We start from the raw sequence: 24,649 nt of genomic DNA on the forward strand, positions 1-24,649 counted from the left end.
ATGATCCGAAGGAAAGACGGATACACTTTACGAGAATCAGCCTTATTGGTTGAGGGGGGAAGCCTGAATTTCTGACCTCGGCCAGCTAAGGCTTTTTACTATGTAACGGCTGAAGCCATACACACAGCATACAGCATAAGGAGTGGAATGATTGATTATCCTGAAGACACCTGAACAGATTGAGAAGATGAAAAAGGCAGGGGAGATTTTGGCGGATTGCCACCGGCATATCGCTACCATGATCAAGCCGGGCGTGACTACGATGGAGATTGATCAATTCGTGGAGGGATTCCTTGCCGAGCGCGGCGCGCATCCGGAGCAGAAGGGATACCACGGGTATCCGTTTGCCACCTGTGCCTCCGTTAATGACGTCATCTGTCATGGGTTCCCCAACAATGAACCTCTCAAAGACGGGGATATCGTCACCATTGACATGGTGGTAAAGCTCGACGGATGGCTCGCGGATTCCGCCTGGTCCTATCCGGTCGGGAATATTTCGGAGGAGGCGCAGCATCTGCTGGACGTGACCAAAAAATCGCTGTATCTCGGAATCGAGCAGGCGGTCATTGGCAATCGGATCGGCGATATCTCGCATGCGATCCAGTCCTATGCCGAATCCGAGAACCTGTCGGTGGTACGGCATTTCGTAGGGCATGCCATCGGCGAGAACATGCATGAGGAGCCGCAGGTGCCGCATTACGGACCCCCACATCGCGGAACGCGATTGAAGGAGGGCATGGTCATCACCATCGAGCCGATGCTGAACATCGGGACGTATAAGTGCAAGATCGACGCCGACGGCTGGACGGCCAGAACGATGGACGGCAAGTGGTCTGCGCAATATGAGCATACGCTGGCGATTACCAAGGACGGCCCTGTTATTCTCACCGAGCAGTAAGGGGAGGAGCCGGGCACGTAAAGGCGCAACGCTTGAAGCCATGAAATTGCCTCTATGAACAAGCTAACGGATAGCAGGGGCGTGCTCAGCCCCGGTTACTGCAACATGGAGACACCCGCAAAAGGCAGGCATCAACGGAGCATGCAGAATCCCTCTGAAGAAGCGGAGCGTGCCCCTTTATTCCCGGATTTCGACATTGGAGATTCAAGTTCAAGGAAATCCGGGAATAACAGGGATCGGAAGGGGGATCCGCATGCGGAGTGCTGAATTACCCGGGGGCCAGCGTATCGAAAGAGTGATCCGCATGCGGAGTGCTGCATAAGCCCAAGAGAAGCTTAACGAAGTCAGTTCCGCAAGCAATGTCGTTGCATCATGCATCACAGCACTCGCCAAGGATAGACGGAAATCGCAGTTTTTTTTATAATAGAGTAATCATTTCACAAGCGAAGGGAACATGAACCATGACGATACGTAAAGCATTGACGGTAGCTGGCTCGGATACAAGCGGCGGAGCCGGTATCCAAGCGGACCTTAAGACGTTTCAGGAATTTGACGTGTACGGCATGACGGCACTGACGACGATCGTATGCATGGAGCCGGCAACCTGGGATCACCAGGTCTTCCCGGTTGAGCTTGGCATCGTGGAGACCCAGCTGAAGACCGTGCTCGAAGGCATCGGCATCGATGCGATGAAGACGGGCATGCTCGGCTCGGTTGAAATTATCGAACTCGTTGCGAAGTATATTGACAAGTATGATCTCAAGCGCATCGTGATCGATCCGGTGATGGTGTGCAAGGGCACGGATGAAGTGCTGCAGCCGGAAAATACGGAGGCTATGCTGGAGTTTCTGCTGCCGCGTGCGGACGTGGTAACCCCGAATCTGTTCGAGGCTTCCCAGCTTGCCAAATCCGGGCCGATTACGACCTTGGAGCAAATGCAGGAAGCAGCGGCGGTCATTCACGGGCGCGGTGCAAAGCATGTCCTGATTAAGGACCGCGGCAAGATCCGCGAGGGGAAAGCCATGGACCTGCTCTATGACGGTAAGACCTTCGAATGGTTTGAAGCCGATGCGATCATGACCAAGTATACGCACGGTGCCGGTTGCACCTCGTCGGCTTCGATTACGGCAGGGCTCGCTAAGGGCCTTTCGGTGCGTGAATCCGTGCAGCAGGCCAAAGCGTTCATCACCCAAGCGATAAGCAACGGTTTCCCGCTTAATCAATTTGTGGGCCCGACCCGGCATTCCGCGCATCGCAGCACAGCAGCGAATTAAAGAAAACACAATTTCTTGCAAGCTTATGCATGCTGGATTCAACCAGCCTTCACCGACTGCAAGCGCACAGTCAAAAACCTTTCTTCCCCGGAAGAAAGGTTTTTTTGTTGTTATATGACGTCGATGCATATACTGGATAGGAGCAAAGGCTTGCACCATTTTTACACAAGCTGTGCAAAAGTATACAGCAGCCCGGGTCCTTTCCCGTATCATTATGTGCTATAATTTATTCAGATCAAAAAGAGAAGCAGGAAAAAATGTATAGGGGTTGAGACATGTTTCAGGACATTTTGGAATTTTTGAGGAGTTTTGGTCCTTTAGGGTTGTTTATTCATTCATTTGCGGATGCCGTGATTTTTCCGATTCCCGCCTTTTTTCTGCAGGTTTCGTTGAGCATTGTTCACCCGAAGGATGCGCTGTGGCTAGCGACTTACGGCTTTATCGGATGTCTGCTGGGAACACCGCTGGGGTATGCGATTGGAAAGCTGCTAGGGAAGTCGGTATTATATAAAATTTTGAAAAAACAGTGGATCGACGCGGCAACCAATCTGTTTCAAAAAAACGGCGAGGCTGCGATATTAATCGGTTCGTTTACGCCGATCCCGTTTAAGGTATTTACCATTTTGTCCGGATGTCTGAACTTCCCGCTCTGGAGACTGATGGCCTACGCGGCCTTGGGTAGAGCGACTAAGTTTTATGTCGTGGGGATTCTGTTCTACCTTTACGGCAATGCAGCCGAAGGAATGGTGAAGGATGTATCCCTGTACATCGCCCTGATCGCAGTTCCTTTAATATTGATTGGCCTTTATTTCAAACGAAGACACAAGCGCAAAAAAATGCTGCAGCAACAGCAGGCGGAGGCGGTTCCAAGTGCAAAGCCGGTGGAAAAGCCGGTTCTGGAGCAAGTAACGGACCAATCGCCGTCTGCGTAGCGCTTGATCATGCAGATATACAAAGAGCAGCCGGGGAGAAACCCGGCTGCTCTTTGTGTCTAAAGCAGAGATGCTGAAGCTTTTAAGCCAATGGCTGAGGACTGCAGGCGAAGCCTGCGGTCTAGCCGATGCGGAAAATTTTGCTGATGCCTTTGGTGGTAACCGGTGCGTAGGTCGGGGTTGGCGATGAGGACAGCGGAGAAACCGTGTCCATCGTTAGATACCCGTGCAGCGGCCCCCGGTAGACTTCCGTCAGCTGCGGAGAGTTGGAGAAGTCCTCAGGCGTTACCAAGTGACATGGCTTGTTCACCGGCCGAAGACCGGCCTGTTCGAAGACCTTCGCGACAAAGTGGGAGCAGAAATACGCATCGTCGCGGTCGATATGGAGCCGAAATAAAATGCCTAGCAGTCCAAGCAGATTATATTTATACCGATCCTGGTTTCGCATCATTTCTTTGACAAGATTGTACATCCTCTGGTAATCCTCATGACTGACACGGCAGCGGTAGACGGCACACGCAGAGGAATAGAAGAAGGGGTCGCGGAGGTTTTCACGAACGAGGCCGCCGTTGAAGGGGTTGTTCGCTTTCTTCCGCCCGAAGCTGTACACTTCGCGTAATTCGGAGTCAAACGCGATGGATGCATGATTTAGCGGGGCTTTCGTGAAATATTGGATCATTCGGCTAAACCAGGTGCCCGTGCCTGTAAGCACAATCCAAATATCTTGTTCCGTGTACATACTTAAATAACTCCTTTGTTAACGTTCCTAACGAATCACACCAAATGAAGTGACTTGCTTTCTTTCACAATAAACGAAAAGACAAAGCTCTTCAAGTCAAAAATAACCAATTTCTCTCAATTTCGCTAGATTAGCGTTGGAATTGCCACCATTTATTAGGAATCCCTCTAAACAATATATTCGCCCCATGTCCAAATTATCCTTTTCTTTGGGCAATATAAAATTATCCGGGGGCCACATGCAGCAATTGGCACCGATGCTACGATTAAGTCTTGCTACCGTTCTAGCAATCCACTACATTATAAAAAGATAAGAAAAACGTCTATCGACGTACATTCAAAGAAGAAGACAGACCGCGTTTAGCGGTAGTTTCTCTTGCGATATCAGGAAGCTGACGCCGCGAAGTTTATACTGTCTGATATCTAAAGAAAGGAGCGTTTAGCCATGAGTAATGGAAGGATGGAGCTGTTAAAGGAGCCGAAGCAGCGCAAGCTCCTGTTCAGTGCCGGCATCAGCTGGATGTTTGACGCCATGGATGTGGGGATGATCTCGTTTGTTGTCGCCGCACTCGCCGCAGAATGGTCACTGAGCTCACAGCAGGTCGGGATTTTGACAAGCACGACGTCGATCGGCATGGTATTCGGTGCAGCCATGGCCGGTTTCTTGGCGGATAAGTACGGACGTAAAAATATTTTGCTGTGGACGCTGCTGATTTTCTCAATTGCAAGCGGCCTTTCGGCACTGGCCACCGGCTTTATCATGCTGTGCCTGCTGCGCTTTATCGCGGGATTTGGCCTTGGCGGAGAGCTTCCGGTAGCCTCCACCCTCGTCTCGGAGAGCATGCCGGTCCGGGAGCGGGGAAGAGCGGTTGTGCTGCTTGAGAGCTTCTGGGCTGCAGGGTGGATCTTATCCGCATTGATAGCGTATTTCGTCATTCCGGACTATGGATGGCGAATGGCCTTTGTCATCGGGGCCCTGCCGGCTATTTACGCGCTGTACCTTCGCCGCGCCATCGAGGATTCGCCGCGGTATATGCGGCAGAAGAGTGCTCGGAAGCTGTCGTTTGGAGAGCGCGTGGCCTCGGTATGGTCGACCGAGCATCGGCGCACGAGCATCATGCTGTGGGTGCTGTGGTTTACGGTGGTATTTTCCTATTACGGCATGTTCCTGTGGCTTCCGACGGTCATGGTGGATAAGGGCTTCAGTCTGGTCAAAAGCTTCCAGTACGTGCTGATCATGACGCTGGCTCAATTGCCGGGCTATTTTACGGCCGCTTACTTTATCGAAAGGTTCGGCCGGAAATTCGTGCTGGTCACCTATTTGGTCCTTACGGCCGTCAGCGCGATCTGGTTCGGTTACGCGAATACCGAGGCTTCGCTTCTGGCTGCGGGCATCAGCCTGTCCTTCTTTAATCTGGGAGCTTGGGGCGGATTGTACGCGTACAGTCCGGAGCTCTACCCGACGAAGGTTCGTTCGACCGGTGTAGGGCTGGCGACCTCCTTCGGCCGGATCGGCGGCGTCATCGCACCGCTGCTCGTAGGCGTTCTGAAGCAGCAGGGAACCCGGATCGAAGTGATTTTTGTCATGTTCTTCGTGACGATCCTGATCGGGGCGCTGGGGGTGCTCCTGTTGGGGAAAGAGACCAAGGGGCTGGAGCTGGCGGATGAGTAAGAGCAGGGACTCTGGGATCGTTCACTAGCTAATATGCGGTAATAACGGTTGTTGGCTATAAGAAGAGAACAAGGGGCACTCCGATCAGGTCTGAAGACCTTCGGAATGCCCCTTGATTCGTTTGTGGCGCATGGAAGAAACTGTGGGCTTGGCTATAACCTATAACCTGCAGTCATACTTCCATTATGGACGGCATAATATATGGGCTTCGTCCCAGCTCCCGCTTGAAATAACGGTTAAGGGCCGTATTCGTCATCTGCTCCCAGACCGCACGGTTATATTCACGCTGTTCCCCGGCTTTGTTCAGCTGCTTGCGGAGCATGGCTTCGGCACGGCGGAGCAGCGGCTTGGAATCCTGCATGTACACAAATCCGCGGGTAATCAGCTCCGGGCCGGACAGAAGCTTCCGTGTTTCCGGGTTAATGGTGATCGCAACGATCACAACCCCGTCATGGGCCAGCTGCACCCGTTCCTCGAGCAGCTCCTTCTCATGCTTGCGCAGCTCGCCATTATTAATGTAAATATCCCCCGAAGGTATATTGCGCCCTTTCTTTGCATGATTGCGGTAGATCGACAGCGTATTGCCGATATTCAGCAAGTAAACGCTGCTGTCCGGAACCCCAACCTGAGTGGCGAGATGCCGGTGATTCAGCAGCATCCGGTACTCTCCGTGGATCGGCACGAAATATTTAGGCCGCAGGCTGCTGATCATCAGCTTCAGATCCTCCCGGCAGCCGTGCCCGGATGTATGAATGTCGAGAATCGAACCGTATTTAACCTCAGCGCCGGCACGCATCAACAGATCGATGCTGCGGTTCACGTTCTGGGTATTCCCCGGAATCGGCGAGGACGAGAAGATGACCGTATCGTCCGGATGAATTTGAATGGACCGGTGCGCCCCGGAAGCGATGCGCGTAAGAGCCGCATTGGGTTCGCCTTGGCTTCCGGTGCAGATAATCAGCACCTGGTCGTCACGGTAACGGTTGACTGCCTTGACGTCAATCAGCATGCCTTCAGGCATGCGAATATAACCGAGCTCCTGCCCGATGACGAATACCTTCTCCATGCTGCGTCCGACGATGGCGATTTTCCGTTTGGTTCGGATCGCGGCCTCCACGACCTGCTGCAGCCGGTGAACGTTGGATGCAAATGTGGCAAACAGGATCCGACCGGGACATTCCTGGAACAGGCGAAGAATGGAGTCGCCTACCGTACGCTCCGAAGGCGTAAAGCCGTCGCGCTCGCTGTTGGTGCTGTCGGCCATCAGTGCGAGTACGCCGCGGGCGCCAAGCTTCAATATTTTATGAAGATCGGCAGGCTTATCCTCCGGCGTGAAATCGAATTTGAAATCTCCGGTATGTACGACGGGACCGTATGGCGTTTCGACAACGATTCCGAAAGCGTCCGGGATGCTGTGGGTTGTCCGAAAGAAATGAACGGACAGATGCTTGAACGAGATGGTCTCGTCCTCATGGAACAGACGCAGATCGCTCTGATCCAGCAGGCGATGCTCTTCGAGCTTGGCACGGACCAATCCGATGGTCAGCGCGCCTCCGAATATCGGCATTTGAATTTGACGAAGCACATAAGGGATCGCTCCGATATGGTCCTCATGGCCATGCGTAAGGAACAGACCCTTAATTTTATGCTTGTTTTCAATTAAATAACGGATATCCGGAATAATGTAGTCGACACCGCTCATTTCGGCATCGGGAAATTTCAGGCCGGCATCGATCAGGATGATTTCATTCTTGAACTCGACGCCATACATGTTTTTGCCGATTTCCCCAAGCCCTCCTAGCGCGAATAGTCGAACGGGCGGTGCGGTAGGCCTCGGCTTCTTGGCAGGCTTGGCATTTTGAATTTGATCGTTTAGCAGGGGTTTAGACATAATGTGAAAGAATCCTCTCTATGGTAATTAAGGCATAAGCCTGGAATGTTAATTTTCTTCTCTACTTAAGATATCAGAAAGTTCAAGCTTCGTGAAACGGTTTTCTAAAATCATGTTAATTTTGACGAGTACAGTCACCTATTTTTGTTCCCCTCTATATGCTGAAGAAAGGGGAGGGACTGGTAATGAGCTTACGGACAACACTGCTGGATACGGATGCCTTGTTACATCTGCAGGAGGACTGGCAGCTTGAAGCCGCTGACAGCCTGATGGCGAAAATGACGGATAAGACCGCCAAATTCCCTTGTATTCCCGCCGTTCAAGGCCATGCGCTAAAGCATTTCAGATACGGGTTTATCAATCTTAGCCGGTGTTCCGTCGAGGAAGCCTCCGGTGAATTAGCTTCACTGCTTCATGAGTATGGGCTCCATTCAAGAGAATACGGCAACTATACATCGCTTGTGGTTATGATCCATGCCGGAAAGGCCGAGGATGGCCGCGAGGGCGTCGAATATTACGAGAGGCTGTTCTGGGCGCTGCTGACCCGGGCTACAGCGCATGACCCGCAGCCGTGGCCAGAGTCCATACCGGATGAGCCGTCACATCATTTATGGGAGTTTTGTTATGGTGGCGAGCCGTATTTCGTATACTGCGGGACGCCGGCCCATAAGAAGCGCAGGAGCAGGCATTTTCCATACATGATGCTTGCGTTTACGCCGCGCTGGGTTTTGCGGCAATTCAATGCCAAAGCCCGGCAGGCTCAGCGGACCAAGATGCTGATCAGGGAACGCCTTGAGGCGTATGATGCAGTGCCGCCGCACCCGGATTTGAATTTGTACGGACAAAAAGACAATTACGAGTGGAAACAGTATTTCCTTGGCGACAGCACCGAGTCTCCGAACCGCTGTCCGTTCGTCCGGAACCGCAAGGAGATCCGGCAATAATCGGGCACGCGGTTTATGACGCCGAGATGATAAACGGCAAGAACAATATCATCTCTGCCTATTATAATGTAGAAACAGGCGTGAAATATATTAAGAACAAGGGCAGAGTTGACGACGGCTTCATGCTATGGCAGCTCTGCAAGCAGCAGGTCCATCCACCGGCGTTAGCCGGGACGGCTACCGGGAACAGCGCCGGGCAATAGGTGGGCCGGAATTTACCGCTTCAAGGCGATTGCAGCGAGTGCGATCCCTGGTTTAGCGATATCATAAATTTTTGCGATATTCGGAAGGCGTGCAGTTCATGATTCTCCGGAATACCCGAACAAAATAGCTGATATGTCCGAATCCGACATCCAGTGCGATGTCGGATATTTTATGTTCCGGCTGACGCAGCAGCTCCGCTGCCTGCCGCACCCGATAGGAGTTCATATAATCAACCGGCGTCTGTCCGGTCATCGATTTGAAGAAGCGGCAGAATTGACCTTCGCTCATCGGGATCAGGTCGGCCAGCTCGCCGATTCGAATCGGACGATGGTAGTTGTTTTGAATATAGACGATCACCTTCTTCAGCCGTTCGGTTCTTGACGTATCGGCCGCATCGGTGCGGCTGCGGTTCACCAGCCTGCCGGATGCGGCGGCATGATGGAGCATAAGGTACAGATGGCCTTTGATTGCGGCTTCATAACCGGGCGGCGGCTGCTTGGATAAGGCGATCATATCCTTGATATGCCGAAGCAGCCCACCATCCGTCTCGGATGTAATCAGCCTAGGAAAGGTGGCCTTCCGTTCCTGGAAGGGAACGATCATGCCTTCCTGGAGCGCATCGTACTGGGCGCTTGCGAGCATGCCGAAATCGAATACCATGGCGCAGAAGCTGCACCCTTGATCCCCCCGGGCATGGCCGGTATGAATATCGGAGCCGTCGATAAACAGGGCTTCGCCGGCACGAACGGGGATGGATTCGGTATCGTTGATTTGAAACAACACTTCGCCTTCGATGCAGTAGAAGATTTCGGACTCCGTATGCCAGTGAGAGTCTACGACGTGAGCTCCGGGGGCAAATTGATACCAATAAATTCCGAACGGAAAGCGTTCGCTGCCATGAGCCTTGATTTCTTTGAGGGACCGGTGCAGCGTTTGATCCATGCTGAATCCTCCTTCGGGCTTTTCAGGAAATGAATGGGTTGCATATAAACGTCAAGATTGTGCTATAAAACAACCGGATATTGATAGTTGGATTAAAAACATATCAGTATAATGACATTATAACGCTTACAACTCAATAATCAATTTTCAGAATATAGAAAGGCGGTTCCTATCATGAAATTTACGGACGGCAACTGGCTGGTACGTGAAGGCTTCTCGATTGCAGGAGCGGTACAGGCATATGATTTTGCAGTGAAGGGCAGCACGCTTACAGCGTATGCATCGACAGCCCCGATTCCAGGCAGAGGAGCAACAATCAACGCGCAGCTCATTACCGTGCAGTTTCATTCACCGGCTCCGGGCGTGATTGGCGTCAAGCTTGTACATTATGCAGGCGTACGCGACCTTGGACCGGCATTCGAGCTGTATAAGGAAGAAGGCAGCCATGCAGTTATTGAGGAGAATGACGAGGAGGCTGTGCTTCGCAGCGGAAACTTGAGCGTCGTCATCAAGAAAGGCCCGCAGTGGTCGGTTCATTTCTATCGTGGAGACGAGCGTATCACGGGCAGCGGCTTCAAATCGATCGCCCATATCGTTGAGGACGGCGGACAGACCTACATGCGCGAAGAGCTGGATCTTGGCGTAGGCGAATGGGTATATGGGCTTGGCGAGCGCTTCACGTCCTTCGTGAAGAACGGCCAAACCGTCGACATCTGGAACCAGGACGGGGGCACAAGCTCCGAGCAGGCATATAAAAACATTCCGTTCTACATCACGAACAAAGGCTACGGCGTATTCGTGAATCAGCCGGATCTCGTCTCTTTCGAGGTGGCCTCCGAGAAGGTGAAGAAGGTGCAATTCAGCGTTCAAGGCGAGTCGCTGGAGTACTTCATCATCGATGGTCCCGATCCGAAAGGCGTGCTCGATAAATATACGAATTTGACAGGCAAGCCGGCGCTGCCTCCGGCATGGACCTTCGGCTTGTGGCTCTCAACCTCATTCACGACACAATACGACGAAGCTACGGTCAATTCATTCGTGGACGGGATGCTGGAGCGTGACATTCCTTTGCACGTATTCCATTTCGACTGCTTCTGGATGAAGGGGCTGAATTGGACCGATTTCCAATGGGATGAGGAAGTATTCCCGGATCCGGAAGGCATGCTGAAGCGCCTGAAAGAGAAGGGGCTGAAAATTTGCGTATGGATCAACCCGTATATCGCCCAGCGCTCGCGTCTTTTTGAGGAAGGACGGGAGAAGGGATATCTCGTGAAGAAGCCTAACGGCGACGTGTGGCAATGGAATCTGTGGCAGCCGGGGATGGCGCTTGTGGATTTCACGAATCCGGATGCATGCGAATGGTATGCAGGATATCTCCGCGAGCTGGCGGACATGGGCGTGGACAGCTTCAAAACTGATTTCGGCGAGCGGATTCCGACGGACGTCGTATATTTCGACGGATCCGATCCGCATAAAATGCACAATTATTACACCCAGCTCTACAACAAAGTGGTATTCGAAGTGCTTGTGGAGAAATTCGGGAAAAATCAAGCGGCCGTATTCGCGCGTTCCGCTACGGTTGGCGGACAGCAGTTCCCGGTTCACTGGGGCGGCGATTGCTACGCCGATTACGAATCCATGGCGGAGAGCCTTCGCGGCGGCTTGTCGCTCGGCCTAGGCGGCTTCGGCTTCTGGAGCCATGATATCGGCGGCTTCGAGAATACGGCGCCGGCCCATGTGTTCAAGCGCTGGTTGGCGTTCGGTCTCCTGTCGAGCCACAGCCGCCTGCACGGCAGCACGTCCTACCGGGTGCCTTGGGCATACGACGAAGAGGCCGTCGATGTTACGCGCTTCTTCACGAAGCTGAAGAGCCGTCTAATGCCGTATCTGTTCAATACAGCGGTTCAAGCCTCGGAGCACGGGATTCCGAGCATGCGGGCCATGTTCCTGGAATTCCCTGAAGACCCGGCCGTCGAAATGCTGGACCGTCAATATATGCTTGGCGACTCGCTGCTGGTTGCTCCGGTCTTCAGCGAGAAGGGAGAAGTATCGTATTATCTTCCACACGGGACCTGGACGCATCTGCTGACCGGCGAAACGGTGGAAGGCGGTTCATGGCGCAAGGAGACCTATGATTTCCTCAGTCTGCCGCTCTTTGTACGGGGCAACTCGTTCCTGGCGCTGGGCGCTAACGACAACCGGCCGGATTATGACTATGCGGACGGAGTGGAGCTGGGGCTGTACGCCTTGGAAGAAGGTCAAGAGGCATCGGTAACGGTGCGGAACATGGAAGGTCAGATTGAGCTGTCCGTTCGCGCTGTTCGTGTTGGAAACCGGATCAGCCTGACATCCGAGGGCAGCGGCAAGCCATTCTCCGTGAAGCTGTACGGCACGGGCGAAGCCGTCTCCGTAGACGGAGAAGGGGCGACTCTGGCGGATGGCCGGATTGACGTGGCCGGGGGCCGGAAAGCGGAAATCGCCGTTCAACTGAAAGGATAGTTTTCGGAAGCGTGAGATTGGCTGCTTGTTAATAAGGAAGGTGAGCCCGGACCAGCCATGTGCTGGAGTCGGGCTTCTTCCATCTTTTGGTTGATCGAGCAAGGATGTTTATCCTGATATAATAGGGGAGCGGCAGGAAGTTTGGGCCATCATCGCAATCATTTGTAACCGTTTCCTTGGATCTGCCGACGTCTATGCAAGACAGGAGCGAAAACCATTCGATGTTATCGTATTTCATTCAACTGATGAATGATATGAAAATCCGAACGAAATTGATTTTATCCTTTGTCGTGGTCGTGTTCGTTCCGGTTTCAATCGTCAGCATTTTCCTGACGGGAGAGCTCCGTAAGTTTGCATTTAACAATGCCTTGGAGCAAGCGTACCAGAACGTGGACCGGGTGAAGAAGCGGTCGACAGAGGTGCTTAACGTGTCGGATGATCTATCCTACCGGCTTTCTTATGATGAGCGGCTCAAAAACCTGGCCAACCGCCAATATGAAAGCGTATACGATGTGTTTGTCGCCTATCGTGCTTATCCGGATCTTCAGCAGGCGAAGCAGATGTATAAAGAGATCTCGAACATTCGCTTTTACAGCGAGAATCAGACCATGCTGAACAACTGGGAATTCATCTATCCGGAAGAAGAGATCCGGCAGGCGGAATGGTATGTACTGGCCCAGGAAAATATCGGTGTCATTCACTGGGATTATATTGTTGATGAACGTGACGGGAAGCACTACCTCAGCCTGATCAAGGGAGTGGACCTGGGGAGCAGAGACAACCGCGGCGTGCTGGTTATCAACGTCAACACGAGCATGCTGAATACGATTCTGAATCAGGAATCGTTCTACACGATCATAGCGGACAGCAAGAACAATATCGTTGCTGCCAACCGCCCGGATCTCTACGGCAGGACGCTGTCCGAAATCCATGATGATTCCGGTGCGATTTATCAACAGAGCGGGTCCTACGAGGCAATCATTGATCGTGAAGCATCCAAGGTGCTCATTGAACCGCTGAATCCGGAGATGGGGCAGAACAGCCTAAGAATTATATCGATCTTCTCCATCGACAGCATCATAGCCGAAGCGAACCGGATTAACCGGCTGGTGTTGACCGTCATCATCATTAGCCTGGTGCTGGCCGTCCTGCTGATCTACAGCTTCTCTTCGCTTATTTCAAACCGCCTGCTAAGGCTTAGCAAGCATATTACAAAGGTAGGGACGGGCAACCTTGCCGTGGCCATGGAGATCGACGGCAAAGACGAGATCGGGCAATTGTCCCGCCAGTTCAACTCCATGGTCGGGAGCATTAATGAGCTGATGAACGAAGTGCAGGAATCCAATTTGCAGAAGCGGCGCTTGGAGCAGAAGCAAAGTGAAATCAAATTTAAAATGATGGCCAGTCAGATTAATCCCCATTTTCTGTTCAACGCCTTGGAAGCGATCCGGATGGAGGCCCATTTAAAAGGCGAGCGTGAGATCGCCCGAATCGTCCGGCTGCTCGGGAAGATGATGCGCAGCAATCTTGAGGTCGGAAGCGGAAAGACGACGATCAAGGACGAAATCGAGATGGTGCGATGCTATCTGGACGTTCAGAAATTTCGGTATGAAGACCGGTTGAAATATGAGCTGGAGGTGGATCCGGATGCCGAGCCGGTCAGGATCCCTCCGCTGATTATCCAGCCTCTCGTTGAAAATGCTGTCATCCACGGAATGGACCACAAGGAAGACGGTACGTTCATCCGGGTTAAGGTTACGGCACAGCGAGGCAAGATTCTCGTCGTCACCGAGGATAACGGGGCAGGCATTACACCGGAGCGGCTTGAGATGATACACAGCTTCCTGAATGAATCCGACGAGCATGAAGGCGGTCGAATCGGCTTGCGCAACGTGCATGTCAGACTCCAGCTGACTTATGGCCCCGACTCCGGCTTGACCATTTATAGCGAGCCGGGAGAGGGCACCCGTATAGAATTCAGTATTCCGACAGGAGGAGAAATCGATGATTAAAGTGCTGATCGTGGATGATGAGCCTAAACTGCGTGAAGGATTGAAGAGTATCGTGCCTTGGAGCGACCTGGGGTTCGAGGTCGTGGATACAGCTGCCAACGGGAACGAAGCGCTTGAGAAGCATAAGCGTTATGCGCCGGACGTCATGCTGGTGGACATCCGCATGCCGGGCATGGACGGGCTGCAGCTGATCGAGGCGGTCCGCTCCGTCGATCCGGCGATTCATCTTCTGATCCTCAGCGGTTACGCCGATTTCGATTATGCCAAACGCGCCATTTCCCATCGGGTTGACGGGTATCTGCTCAAGCCGGTAGATGAGGATGAGCTGGCCGCTTACCTGATGCAGATGAAGGAGACGATCGAGCAGGAGCGACAGTGGTTGGCGCTGAATCAGGCGGCCTCCGAAATCAGCCGCGAGCAGCTCGTTCAATCCTGGCTTCAGCAGGAACAGGGGGCGGGGGTGGATTCGGCATCCCGCCAGTTGGCCGAGCAGCTTGGGCTTGCGTGGGACCATTATCAGGTTGCACTTGTTTACGTTCAGGGCTCCGATGAATCAAGCGATGAACCGGATCGCCTCTTGAAGGAAAAGCTGGTGGAAGCCTTCGAGAAGGAGGGCAGCGGCATCGTATTCTCGATGCATGGCTTTCTCGGTCTGCTCATGCCGGTACCGGTGCTGTCGGCCTCCGGAAGGAAAGAGCTGCAGGAGCGGCTCGAGACGGCAGCAAGCCTGGCCGGAGCAGCTATTACAGCCGCGGTAGGGCATGCTGTGCGCAACATCGCCGATATCGTCAAGTCCCACCATGCGGCCAAGAAGCTGCTGCGGCGGCGATTCTTCTATGCCCCGGGCGAGCTGCTGTACCCGGAGTCGGTGCCGTTCGACGGCGAGAACGGGGCTGAGCCATCGGAAGGGTATGAGCCCGGCCCGTTCATGGAGCAGCTGTATTACGCAGTGGACGTCGGCAATGCGGACATTCAGCAGAAGCTGCTCCGCTCCGCCGCCTTGGGCATGATCCGGGATCAGTATTCCGAAGCGAACATGAAGAGCGCCTTCGTCGAGCTGCTGACCAGCGTGCATAACAAGCTGACGCTGCATCATACCGAGCTGCAATCGCGGACGAAGGAATACTCGGACCGGATTGCCGCGATCTTCCGCCAACGGACCGTATTTGATCTGTGCCGGCACTCTGCCCAATTCCTGGAGGAGCTGGTGTGGCAGGCGGGCAGAGGGGGGCGGGATCAGGAGATGAAGCGCATTATAGACCTGATCCAGCGAAATTACAGCGACAATATTAAGCTGGAAACCTTGGCTTCGGTATTCAATTACAACAGCGCCTACTTGGGCAAAATGTTCAAAAATACAACAGGTGAATACTTTAACACGTATCTGGATAAGGTCCGAATCGACAAGGCCAAGGATTTTCTGAAACAGGGCATGAAAGTATACCAGGTTGCGGAGAAGGTAGGCTATACCAACGTAGATTACTTCCACAGCAAGTTTAAAAAATATGTTGGAACCTCGCCGTCGAATTACCGCAAAGAGCTGGAGCTTTAAGGGAGCGGAGTTTATTTCACGACACGGCGGATGCCTTATGCCTTGGACGGGAAGACGCCCGCTGCAGCTTGAAGCCAAGGCCTGTTCCGGTGCTTTTCGCTTACGCAGTTAAGGGGGCCTTGATTCTGCCCGAAGACGCGTCTATGGTGCGCGTCTATTTTTGTTTGTCCCTCCTCCAGGACATGGCCGGGGATCGGGCGGGAACAATGTCTAATTTTTATATGATTTTTGCACGAATCCTTTGGGTACCCCCTTCTTCCGGCTTCGTTTATCATCAGGATATACAAGAGAGGAGGGGTTGGCTTGAAAGCGGTAACAGAGAGAGAAGGCAGCGTCCAACCTGCCACCAGAAAGAAGAAAAAGAAAGGCTTTTGGGCCACTTTCAAGGAGCAGAAAATACTGTACGGCATGTCGCTGCCCTTCATCATTGTCGTCTTCATCTTCAGTTATTTGCCGATATGGGGCTGGCTCATGGCGTTCCAAAGTTACAGGCCGGGCAGAAGCGTATTTGAGCAAAAATGGGTCGGGTTCGATCACTTTGTGGCCCTGTTTACGGATGATAAGTTTTATCTGGTTTTGCGAAATACGCTGGCTATGAGTTTTATGGGGCTGATCGTCGGCTTCACGATTCCGATCCTGTTCGCTGTGCTTCTCAATGAGCTTCGTGGAAGCGTTTTTAAACGGACGGTTCAGACGATTTCGTATCTTCCCCATTTCGTATCCTGGGTCGTTGTGGCCGGGATTGTGACCAAAATGCTGTCCGTTGATGGAGGCGCTGTCAATCAGCTGCTGATGTGGCTCGGCATCATCGACCAGCCGATTCAGTTTATGGCGCAGGGAAGCTGGTTCTGGTATATCGTAACCGGCTCGGATCTGTGGAAGGAAATGGGCTGGAACGCGATCATCTATTTGGCAGCGATTTCAGGCATCGACCAAGAGCAGTTTGAGGCCGCCAAGGTCGACGGCGCAAGCCGCATCCGCCAGATTTGGCATATTACGATTCCAAGCATTGCGCCGACGATTGCGATCCTGCTGATCATGTCGATCGGACATCTGATCAGCATCGGCTTCGAGAAGCAGTTCCTGCTCGGCAACCCGCTGGTGGTGGATTACTCCCAGGTCCTGGATCTCTATGCATTGAATTACGGGCTTGGCATGGGACGCTTTTCCTTCGGTACGGCCATCGGGATGTTCAACTCGATCGTCAGCATCATCCTGCTGCTCGTCGCGAACGGCGTGTTCAAAAAATTTACCAAGCAATCGATTATGTAAGGAGGAGGGACCCGCATGGCACGTACCAAAGCAGCATTCAAGCCCTCGCTCTCCGACCGGGTGTTTGACATTGTGAACTACACGTTTATGACGCTTGTCATGATCGTGACCTTATATCCTTTTTTAAACGTACTGGCCATTTCCTTGAACGACTCCGTCGATACGGTACGGGGAGGAATTACGATATGGCCCCGTCAATTCACTTTCGAAAATTACGTACAGATTTTTCAATACGAAGGACTGCTCACCGGAGCGAAAATTACGGTCCTACGGACGCTGGCGGGAACGCTGCTCGGCCTGCTTAGCGGCACGATGCTCGGTTATGTGCTGAGCCGGGTCGATTTTCAGGGCAGAAAGTTCATGTCGACTTTTCTTGCGCTGACGATGTATTTCTCGGGCGGCATGATACCGGTATTTATTCTGATCCGGGACCTGAACATGATGAATACGTTCCTGGTCTACATCATTCCGGGAATGGTAAGCGCGTTCAACGTGTTCGTCATCCGGTCCTTCATCGACGGCCTGCCGTATTCCTTGCAGGAATCGGCCAAGCTGGACGGCGCCAATGATTTTACGATTTATTACCGGATTATCCTTCCGCTGTGCAAGCCCGTGCTCGCAACGATTGCGCTGTTTCTGGCCGTCGGGCAGTGGAACTCCTGGTTCGATACGTATCTGTATAACGGCTCCGCGCCTCATCTGACAACGCTTCAATTCGAGCTGATGAAGGTGCTGCAGAGCACGCAGGGTCAGCAAAGCGGCATGATGACCGGCCAGAACATGGCCGAGATCGTGAAACAGGTATCTCCGGAATCCATTAAGATGGCCATTACGATTGTGGTCACGGTTCCGATCCTGATCGTCTACCCGTTCCTGCAGCGTTACTTCGTGAAGGGCATGACGCTCGGCGCAGTAAAAAGCTGATGGCTTACAGCTATCAAGCAGGCCCTTAGGCCTGTTAAACGATAGATTATTTACACTTTAGATTAGGGGGTAAAGCAATGAAACAGAAGAAGAGATTATCGTTGCTGTTAGCGGTCATGATGATGGCAACGTTCGTTCTTGCAGCATGCGGCGGTGACAGCGGCAATAGCGCAAACGGCGGACAAAAAGAAAACGGCGGAACGGATGCCCAGCAGGAAGAGAAGCTGGAGCCGATGACGATGACCTATTACAGCGCGGACTCCAATGCAAACTGGGTGAACATGCAGGATGCCGTCGGCAAGAAGTTGACCGAGAAGACCGGTGTTACGATTCAAGCCGAATATGCAGTTGACGGCTCCAACCAGAAGCTGCCGCTGATGGTCGCGAGCGGTGAGTATCCGGACCTGGTGTTTGCTAAGGGTGACGCTAACCTGTTCGTAGATGCGGGCGCTTTTATTGATCTGACGGATCTGATCGAAGAGCATGCGCCGAACATCAAGAAGGTGTACGGCGATTACATGAGCCGTCTGAAGTGGAGCAACGAGGACGAAGCCATCTATGTTCTTCCGACGCTTGCAGCGGTGGATCATGAAGCGCTTGATGCCGGAGGCACGTTCCAGATTCAGCATGAAGTGCTGAAGGAGCTTGGGTATCCTGAACTGAAGACGGTGAAGGACTACGAGAATGCACTGAAGGAGTACTATGAGAAGCATCCGACCATTGACGGCCAGCCTACGATTCCGCTGACGCTGAATGCGGACGGGTGGAGAATCATGATCTCCGTGACGAATCCGGCGTTTATCGCAACCGGCGTATCCGATGACGGTGAATACTACATCGATCCGGAAACGACGGAAGCTAAATTGCACTACAAGCGCCCGGAAGAGAAAGAGTATTTCCGCTGGCTGAACCATATGAACGCTTCGGGCCTCTTGGATAAAGAAACGTTCGTACAGAAGACGGACCAATATGAAGCGAAGATTTCCTCCGGCCGCGTGCTCGGCGTGATTGACCAGGAGTGGGGCTTCGGCAATGCAACGAACGCGCTGAGATCCGCCGGCAAGGAGAACCGCACCTATGCGAGATTCCCGATCCAGCTGGATGAAACGACGAAGGATGCAACGTTCCAGGATACCGGTTACGTCGCCGGATGGGGCGTAGGCATCACGACTTCAGCGAAGGATCCGGTTCGGATCATCAAGTTCCTGGATTACCTGGCTTCCGAGGAAGGGCAAATTTTGATGAATTGGGGTATTGAGGGCGAGCATTATAACGTCGTGGACGGCAAACGCGTCATTCCGGAAGAGATCCAGGAGCGCAAAACCTATGACAATGCCAACTTCACTAAAGAAACGGGCATCGGTTTGTATAACGCCATCTTCCCGCGCTATGGCGACGGCGTGAAGGATTCGACGGGCAACTACTTTACAACGAACTTCCCGGAAACGATCAAGGAGAACTACACGCCATCCGCGAAGGAAACGCTGAAGGCTTACGGCGTTGAAATGTGGAAGGACCTGTGGCCGAAGAAGGAAGAATTCCCTGTGAAGCCGTGGGGCGTAGCTTACAACATTCCGGTGCCAAGCGACTCCAACATTAATATTACGTACAAAAAAGTGGAAGAGATTACACGCAAGCGCATTCCGGAAATCATTCTGGCCGATCCGGCGAAATTCGATCAGCTGTATGATCAGTTCATCAAGGAGCTGAACGATGCCGGAGCTGAAAAAATGGAGCAGGAATATACAGAGCTCGTGCGTCAGCGCGTCGAGCTGTGGAACAGCTAAAATTCAAGAAGGGGCCGGCCTCGTGCAGGCCCCTTCTTATTTCGAAAAACGTACTCGGCACAAGGTCTTGCCCGGAGTCCATCGGCTTTTGCACCGGGTTATGCTCCCCTGTTCACGGTACACGGGCGCTCATGTCGGTGGCGAACCTGATGACGGCCTCAGGCTGGGGAAGCCTTCTTCCGCAGCAGCCGGATGATTATCCCATCTAAGGTAACTTGTACTCGCAACATTTCTTACGGATGCCCATGCCCGGACGACCATTAATATTTTTCAGTTACAGGCCGGGAGATTGGAGGGTCTGCCGTAGATGTGGAGAAATACAATCAAGAAGAAATCATTAAGGACAAAATGGTCGCTTGGCGCGCAAAGGCAAATCGACGACTACGAGACGATTCACGTTACGGGAATAGGAGGAGATCAAGCTGGAAACGAATCCGCGCAGCGCCTATAAGCTGTGGTACGACAAGCCGGCTTCCGTGTGGGAAGAGGCGCTTCCTCTAGGGAATGGACGCCTCGGCGCCATGGTGTTCGGGGGCATTCAGGAGGAGCGTATTCAATGGAACGAGGATACGCTATGGTCCGGATTCCCGAGGGATACGAACAATTACGAGGCGCTTCGGTATTTGCAAGCAGCCAGGGAGCTCATCGCATCCGAGAACTATGCGGAGGCCGAGAAGCTGATTGAGGAACGGATGGTTGGCCGGAATACGGAAGCTTTTTTACCGCTCGGGGACCTGCTGATTGATCAAACGGGGATCGGAGACGGGCAATTGGATTACCGGCGCGAGCTGGATCTGGGCCAGGGGGTTGCTTCGGTAGTATTCCGGACCGACCGGGGTGAGAGCTTTCAAAGGGAGATGTTTATCAGCGCGACGGACCAAATCGCGGTGATCCGTTATACGGGTAGTGCCGAGGAGAGCATTCATCTGAAGCTGAGGCTGCAATCGCCTCTGAAATACGAGACCGCTATTATGCCGCACGGCGTTTTGCGGCTGTTCGGACATGCGCCGACGCACATCGCGGATAACTACCGGGGGGATCATCCCCAGGCGGTATTATACGAGGAAGGACGGGGACTCCGGTATGAAATGCAGGTGGCGGTTCGGGCAGATGGGGGCAGCATCGACATAAACGGGGATGTGCTGACGGTTACCGGGGCCAATGCCGTGACGCTGCATGTTGCGGCAGCTACGAACTTCGACGGCTTCGACGTCATGCCGGGGGCCAAGGGGAGCGATCCGGCCAGACTGTGCAGCGCCCGGCTTGAAGCCGCTGCCGGATACGATGACGAGGCTTTGCGTTTACGGCATACGGAGGAGCATCAGGCGCTCTTCGGACGGGTGGCGGTGGAGCTGGGCGATGCCGAGCATCGTACCCGGATGGAGACGATCCCGACGGATCAGCGTCTGGCCGCTTATGCCGGAGGACAGGAGGATCCATCGCTGGAGGCGCTGATGTTCCAATACGGGCGATATTTGCTGATGGCAAGCTCCCGTCCCGGAACTCAGCCGGCACATCTCCAAGGGCTGTGGAATCCGCATGTCCAGCCGCCCTGGAACAGCAATTATACGACCAATATCAATACGGAGATGAACTACTGGGCAGCGGAGACGGGCAATCTGAGCGAATGTCATGAGCCGCTGATCCGAATGGTCCGGGAGCTAGCCGTCAGCGGAGCCCGGACGGCCAGAATTCATTATAATGCCCGGGGATGGGCCGCGCATCATAATGTTGACCTATGGCGAATGGCTAATCCGAGCAATGGTAGAGCCATGTGGGCGTTTTGGCCGATGGCTGGCCCCTGGCTGTGCCGCCATCTCTGGGAGCACTATGTATTTAACCCGGATCCGGAGTACTTAAGGAGCACGGCATATCCCCTCATGCGGGAGGCGGCGCTATTTTGCCTGGACTGGCTGATCGAAGACGGGGAGGGACATCTCGTTACCAGCCCGTCGACATCGCCGGAGAATCAGTTCTTAACGAAGGAAGGCGTGCCATGCAGCGTATCGGCAGGGTCCACGATGGATATGGCGCTGATTCGCGAACTCTTCCGTCATTGCCTTGAAGCCTCCGAGCTGCTGGAGATTGACCAGGAGCTGCAGGAAGAGCTGCGGAGCGCGCTGGAGCGGCTCCTTCCGTATCGAATGGATGATGACGGGCGGCTGATGGAGTGGAGTAAGCCTTTTGCGGAGGCGGAACCGGGCCATCGGCACGTATCGCATCTGTATGGGCTGTATCCCGGCACCGATATCAATCTGCGGGATACGCCCGAGTTGGCGGAAGCCGCGCTGCACTCGCTCATGTCCCGTATCCGGAGCGGCGGCGGGCATACGGGCTGGAGCTGTGTATGGCTCATCAATCTGTTCGCAAGGCTGCAGCAGCCGGACCTGGCTTATAAATACGTGCGCACGTTACTAACCCGTTCGGTGCACCCGAACCTGTTCGGCGATCATCCGCCGTTCCAGATCGACGCCAATTTCGGCGGAGCTGCCGGTCTCGCCGAAATGCTGATGCAGAGCCATCTGGGCGAGATCACGCTCCTGCCCGCCCTGCCGGCGGCATGGTCCTCCGGTGCCGTCCGCGGCTTGAAGGCGCGGGGCGGCTTCCTGATTGACATGGAGTGGAAGGACGGCGCACTGGTATCGGCTTCGATCACGTCAACGCACGGGCAGCCTTGCAGCGTCAGCTGCGGAATCCCGGTGCTGGTACAGCGTGAGGACGGATCGGCTGCAGCTTCGGGCGAGCGCTGCTCCTTCGACACGGTCAAGGGAGAGACGTATCGCGTGCTCCCGTTAGAGCGTGCCTGAGCCTGTTAGGGAGGGCATATAGGTGGCTAGGGGACGCGAGGACGCCAGGCAGTGTGGCTGTGGAGGGAGCTGTGCAGCGTGGTTAGGACTGATATGTAGTGAGTGGGAACGCACAACAAGTCCAAAGGGACTTGTTCGAGGATCCGTGGCGAGACATGCTACTTTTGGAGGATGGAGCGGGCGAAAATACTTTTTTAACGACAGATAACGGTTATGGGAGGATGGGGAACGGCTATGATTAATGAAAAATTACCGAAAATGTGGTACGGCGGCGATTATAATCCGGAGCAGTGGAACGAGGAGATCTGGAAAGAGGACGACCGCATGTTTAAGCTGGCCGGTATCGATGTCGCCACGATCAATGTGTTCTCGTGGGCACTGAATCAACCGGAGGAGGATACTTACGATTTCGCCTGGCTGGACGAGACCATTGACAGGCTTTACCGGAATGGCGTTTATGTCTGCCTCGCAACAAGCACGGCTGCTCATCCGGCTTGGATGGCACGGAAATATCCGGATATTCTGCGCGTCGATTACGAGGGCCGCAAGCGGAGGTTCGGCGGACGCCATAACTCCTGTCCGAACAGCCCTACGTACCGCAAATACGCGAAACTCATGGCAAGCAAGCTGGCGGAGCGGTACAAGGATCACCCGGCTGTTCTGATCTGGCATGTATCGAACGAGTACGGCGGTTACTGCTATTGCGACAATTGCGCGGAGGCCTTCCGCGTATGGCTTAAGCAGCGTTACGGGACGCTGGAAGCGCTCAATAAAGCATGGAATACCCGCTTCTGGGGGCATACGTTCTACGATTGGGAGGATATCGTCGTACCGAATGCGTTGAGTGAGGAATGGGGAGGTAACCGGACGAATTTCCAGGGCATTTCCCTCGATTACCGCCGTTTCCAGTCCGACAGCCTGTTAGACTGCTATAAGCTCGAGCGGGATGAGCTGAAACGCATCACACCGGATATCCCGGTAACCACAAATCTGATGGGCTTTTATCCGGAGCTCGACTATTTCAAATGGGCCAAGGAGATGGACGTTGTCTCATGGGACAATTATCCGTCCCTCGATACTCCGTACAGCTTTACGGCGATGACGCATGCGCTTATGCGCGGGCTCAAGAACGGACAGCCGTTCATGCTGATGGAACAGACGCCGAGCGTCCAGAACTGGCAGCCATATAACTCGGCGAAGCGCCCCGGCGTCATGCGGCTATGGAGCTATCAAGCGGTTGCACATGGAGCTGATACGGTTATGTTCTTCCAGCTTCGCCGCTCGATCGGGGCCTGCGAAAAATACCACGGCGCTGTGATCGAGCATGTCGGCCACGAGCATACCCGCGTGTTCCGTGAATGTGCGGAGCTGGGCAAGGAGCTGCAGCAGCTTGGAGACCAGCTGTTGGACGCACGCTCCGACGCGAAAGTAGCGATCATGTACGACTGGGAAAACCGCTGGGGGATTGAGCTGTCCAGCGGCCCGACGGTTGCGCTCAATTATGTTGGCGAAGTGCATAAGTATTATGATGCGCTGCACCAGCTGCATATTCAGACGGATATGATCGGCGTGGAAGAGGATCTGTCCCAATACGAGGTCGTCATCGCTCCGGTCATGTACATGGTGAAGCCGGGATTCGCCAAGCGCGTCGAGGAATTTGTGTCTCGGGGAGGTACCTTCTTGACCACCTTCTTCAGCGGCATTGTCAACGAGAACGATATCGTAACGCTGGGCGGTTATCCTGGCGAGCTGCGCAGTCTGATGGGAATTTGGGCCGAGGAGATCGATGCCCTGCTGCCGGGGCAGCAAAATCAGATGATCATCCGGGGCAAGCATGGGGAGCTAGAAGACTCCTATGACTGCGGCATTTTGTGCGATGTGATTCATACGGAAGGGGCAGAAGTCGTTGCCGAGTACGGCTCGGACTATTATAAAGGCATGCCGTCGCTTACGGTCAACCGTTTCGGCCAAGGCAAAGCCTGGTATGTTGCGTCCAGTCCGGACGCGAAGTTCCTGCAGGATTTGATGAAGACGATCTGCGCAGAGCACGGCATTCAGTCGGTGCTGGATGCGCCGGCCGGCGTGGAGGCTACCCGCAGGGTCAAAGATGGTAAGGCATTTACTTTCGTGCTTAACCATACGGCGGAAGCTAAGACCGTGCCATTAGGGGATGAGGTTTACAAGGATTTACTGACGGGTAAGGAACAGCAGAAGCAGTGTGAAGTCCCTGGGCGGGGCGTCATGATTTTGGAGAAGCTGTAGATCGGCAAATTGAGCAGCAGCATGTAGCGGCGGATCGCC

The 24,649-nt window shown here is 53.7% G+C and carries 17 protein-coding genes; 14 read left to right on the plus strand and 3 right to left on the minus strand.

All coding sequences use genetic code 11. The features are described 5' to 3' along the window. Positions 1 to 151: 151 nt before the first annotated feature. The 3 genes from map (at position 152) to BBD41_RS18140 (ending at position 3,104) form a co-directional block, all read left to right on the plus strand. Positions 152 to 898 (plus strand): type I methionyl aminopeptidase, encoded by a 747-nt coding sequence (gene map, locus BBD41_RS18130; protein ID WP_099478394.1) that lies wholly within the window; start codon positions 152 to 154, stop codon positions 896 to 898. Positions 899 to 1,359: 461 nt separating this feature from the next. Then, complete coding sequence (gene pdxK / locus BBD41_RS18135; RefSeq protein WP_077568221.1) at positions 1,360 to 2,172, plus strand: pyridoxine/pyridoxal/pyridoxamine kinase; 813 nt, start codon at positions 1,360 to 1,362, stop codon at positions 2,170 to 2,172. A gap of 275 nt (positions 2,173 to 2,447) precedes the next feature. Then, complete coding sequence (locus BBD41_RS18140) at positions 2,448 to 3,104, plus strand: YqaA family protein (RefSeq protein ID WP_077568220.1); 657 nt, start codon at positions 2,448 to 2,450, stop codon at positions 3,102 to 3,104. 121 nt (positions 3,105 to 3,225) lie between these two features. Here BBD41_RS18140 and BBD41_RS18145 read toward each other — a convergent pair whose 3' ends face one another. Continuing rightward, on the minus strand, positions 3,226 to 3,843 hold the full coding sequence (locus BBD41_RS18145) for a hypothetical protein (RefSeq protein WP_077568219.1): 618 nt from the start codon (positions 3,841 to 3,843) through the stop codon (positions 3,226 to 3,228). A gap of 444 nt (positions 3,844 to 4,287) precedes the next feature. On the opposite strand from BBD41_RS18145, the gene BBD41_RS18150 reads away from it, so the two are divergent. After that, positions 4,288 to 5,514, plus strand: a complete 1,227-nt coding sequence (locus BBD41_RS18150; protein ID WP_077568218.1) for an MFS transporter — start codon at positions 4,288 to 4,290, stop codon at positions 5,512 to 5,514. A gap of 172 nt (positions 5,515 to 5,686) precedes the next feature. Here the strand turns inward: BBD41_RS18150 and rnjA are convergent, their stop codons facing one another. Next, positions 5,687 to 7,405, minus strand: coding sequence for a ribonuclease J1 (gene rnjA, locus BBD41_RS18155; protein WP_077568217.1), 1,719 nt, complete (start codon positions 7,403 to 7,405; stop codon positions 5,687 to 5,689). A gap of 185 nt (positions 7,406 to 7,590) precedes the next feature. Here rnjA and BBD41_RS18160 point away from each other — a divergent pair, with 185 nt between their 5' ends. After that, on the plus strand, positions 7,591 to 8,349 hold the full coding sequence (locus BBD41_RS18160) for a YqcI/YcgG family protein (protein WP_077568216.1): 759 nt from the start codon (positions 7,591 to 7,593) through the stop codon (positions 8,347 to 8,349). A gap of 264 nt (positions 8,350 to 8,613) precedes the next feature. Here the strand turns inward: BBD41_RS18160 and BBD41_RS18170 are convergent, their stop codons facing one another. Next, a complete protein-coding gene (locus BBD41_RS18170; protein WP_099478395.1) occupies positions 8,614 to 9,495 on the minus strand; it encodes an AraC family transcriptional regulator in 882 nt (293 codons plus the stop codon). A gap of 174 nt (positions 9,496 to 9,669) precedes the next feature. On the opposite strand from BBD41_RS18170, the gene yicI reads away from it, so the two are divergent. The 9 genes from yicI (at position 9,670) to BBD41_RS18210 (ending at position 24,610) form a co-directional block, all read left to right on the plus strand. After that, on the plus strand, positions 9,670 to 11,994 hold the full coding sequence (gene yicI, locus BBD41_RS18175) for an alpha-xylosidase (protein ID WP_099478396.1): 2,325 nt from the start codon (positions 9,670 to 9,672) through the stop codon (positions 11,992 to 11,994). A gap of 221 nt (positions 11,995 to 12,215) precedes the next feature. Continuing rightward, positions 12,216 to 14,006, plus strand: a complete 1,791-nt coding sequence (locus BBD41_RS18180; RefSeq protein WP_099478397.1) for a sensor histidine kinase — start codon at positions 12,216 to 12,218, stop codon at positions 14,004 to 14,006. Then, a complete protein-coding gene (locus BBD41_RS18185; RefSeq protein WP_077568212.1) occupies positions 13,999 to 15,558 on the plus strand; it encodes a response regulator transcription factor in 1,560 nt (519 codons plus the stop codon). The genes BBD41_RS18180 and BBD41_RS18185 overlap by 8 nt, the downstream gene beginning before the upstream one ends. Before the next feature lie 303 nt (positions 15,559 to 15,861). Beyond that, positions 15,862 to 16,830: an ABC transporter permease gene (locus BBD41_RS18190; protein ID WP_077568211.1), complete on the plus strand. Its 969-nt coding sequence runs from the start codon at positions 15,862 to 15,864 to the stop codon at positions 16,828 to 16,830. Between the two features lie 15 nt (positions 16,831 to 16,845). Further along, on the plus strand, positions 16,846 to 17,754 hold the full coding sequence (locus BBD41_RS18195; RefSeq protein ID WP_007131736.1) for a carbohydrate ABC transporter permease: 909 nt from the start codon (positions 16,846 to 16,848) through the stop codon (positions 17,752 to 17,754). Between the two features lie 77 nt (positions 17,755 to 17,831). Continuing rightward, positions 17,832 to 19,541, plus strand: coding sequence for an ABC transporter substrate-binding protein (locus tag BBD41_RS18200; RefSeq protein WP_077568210.1), 1,710 nt, complete (start codon positions 17,832 to 17,834; stop codon positions 19,539 to 19,541). 307 nt (positions 19,542 to 19,848) lie between these two features. Next, entirely contained in the window at positions 19,849 to 19,992 is a 144-nt protein-coding gene (locus BBD41_RS29835; protein ID WP_157929316.1) for a hypothetical protein, read from the plus strand. A 1-nt stretch (position 19,993) separates the two neighbouring features. Continuing rightward, complete coding sequence (locus BBD41_RS18205; protein WP_335582739.1) at positions 19,994 to 22,348, plus strand: glycoside hydrolase family 95 protein; 2,355 nt, start codon at positions 19,994 to 19,996, stop codon at positions 22,346 to 22,348. A 234-nt stretch (positions 22,349 to 22,582) separates the two neighbouring features. Then, positions 22,583 to 24,610 carry a beta-galactosidase gene (locus BBD41_RS18210; protein WP_099478399.1) on the plus strand — a complete coding sequence of 676 codons (2,028 nt, stop codon included), beginning with the start codon at positions 22,583 to 22,585 and terminating at the stop codon, positions 24,608 to 24,610. Positions 24,611 to 24,649 lie beyond the last annotated feature (39 nt).

The organism is Paenibacillus ihbetae (assembly GCF_002741055.1).
GTDB lineage: Bacteria > Bacillota > Bacilli > Paenibacillales > Paenibacillaceae > Paenibacillus_AQ > Paenibacillus_AQ ihbetae.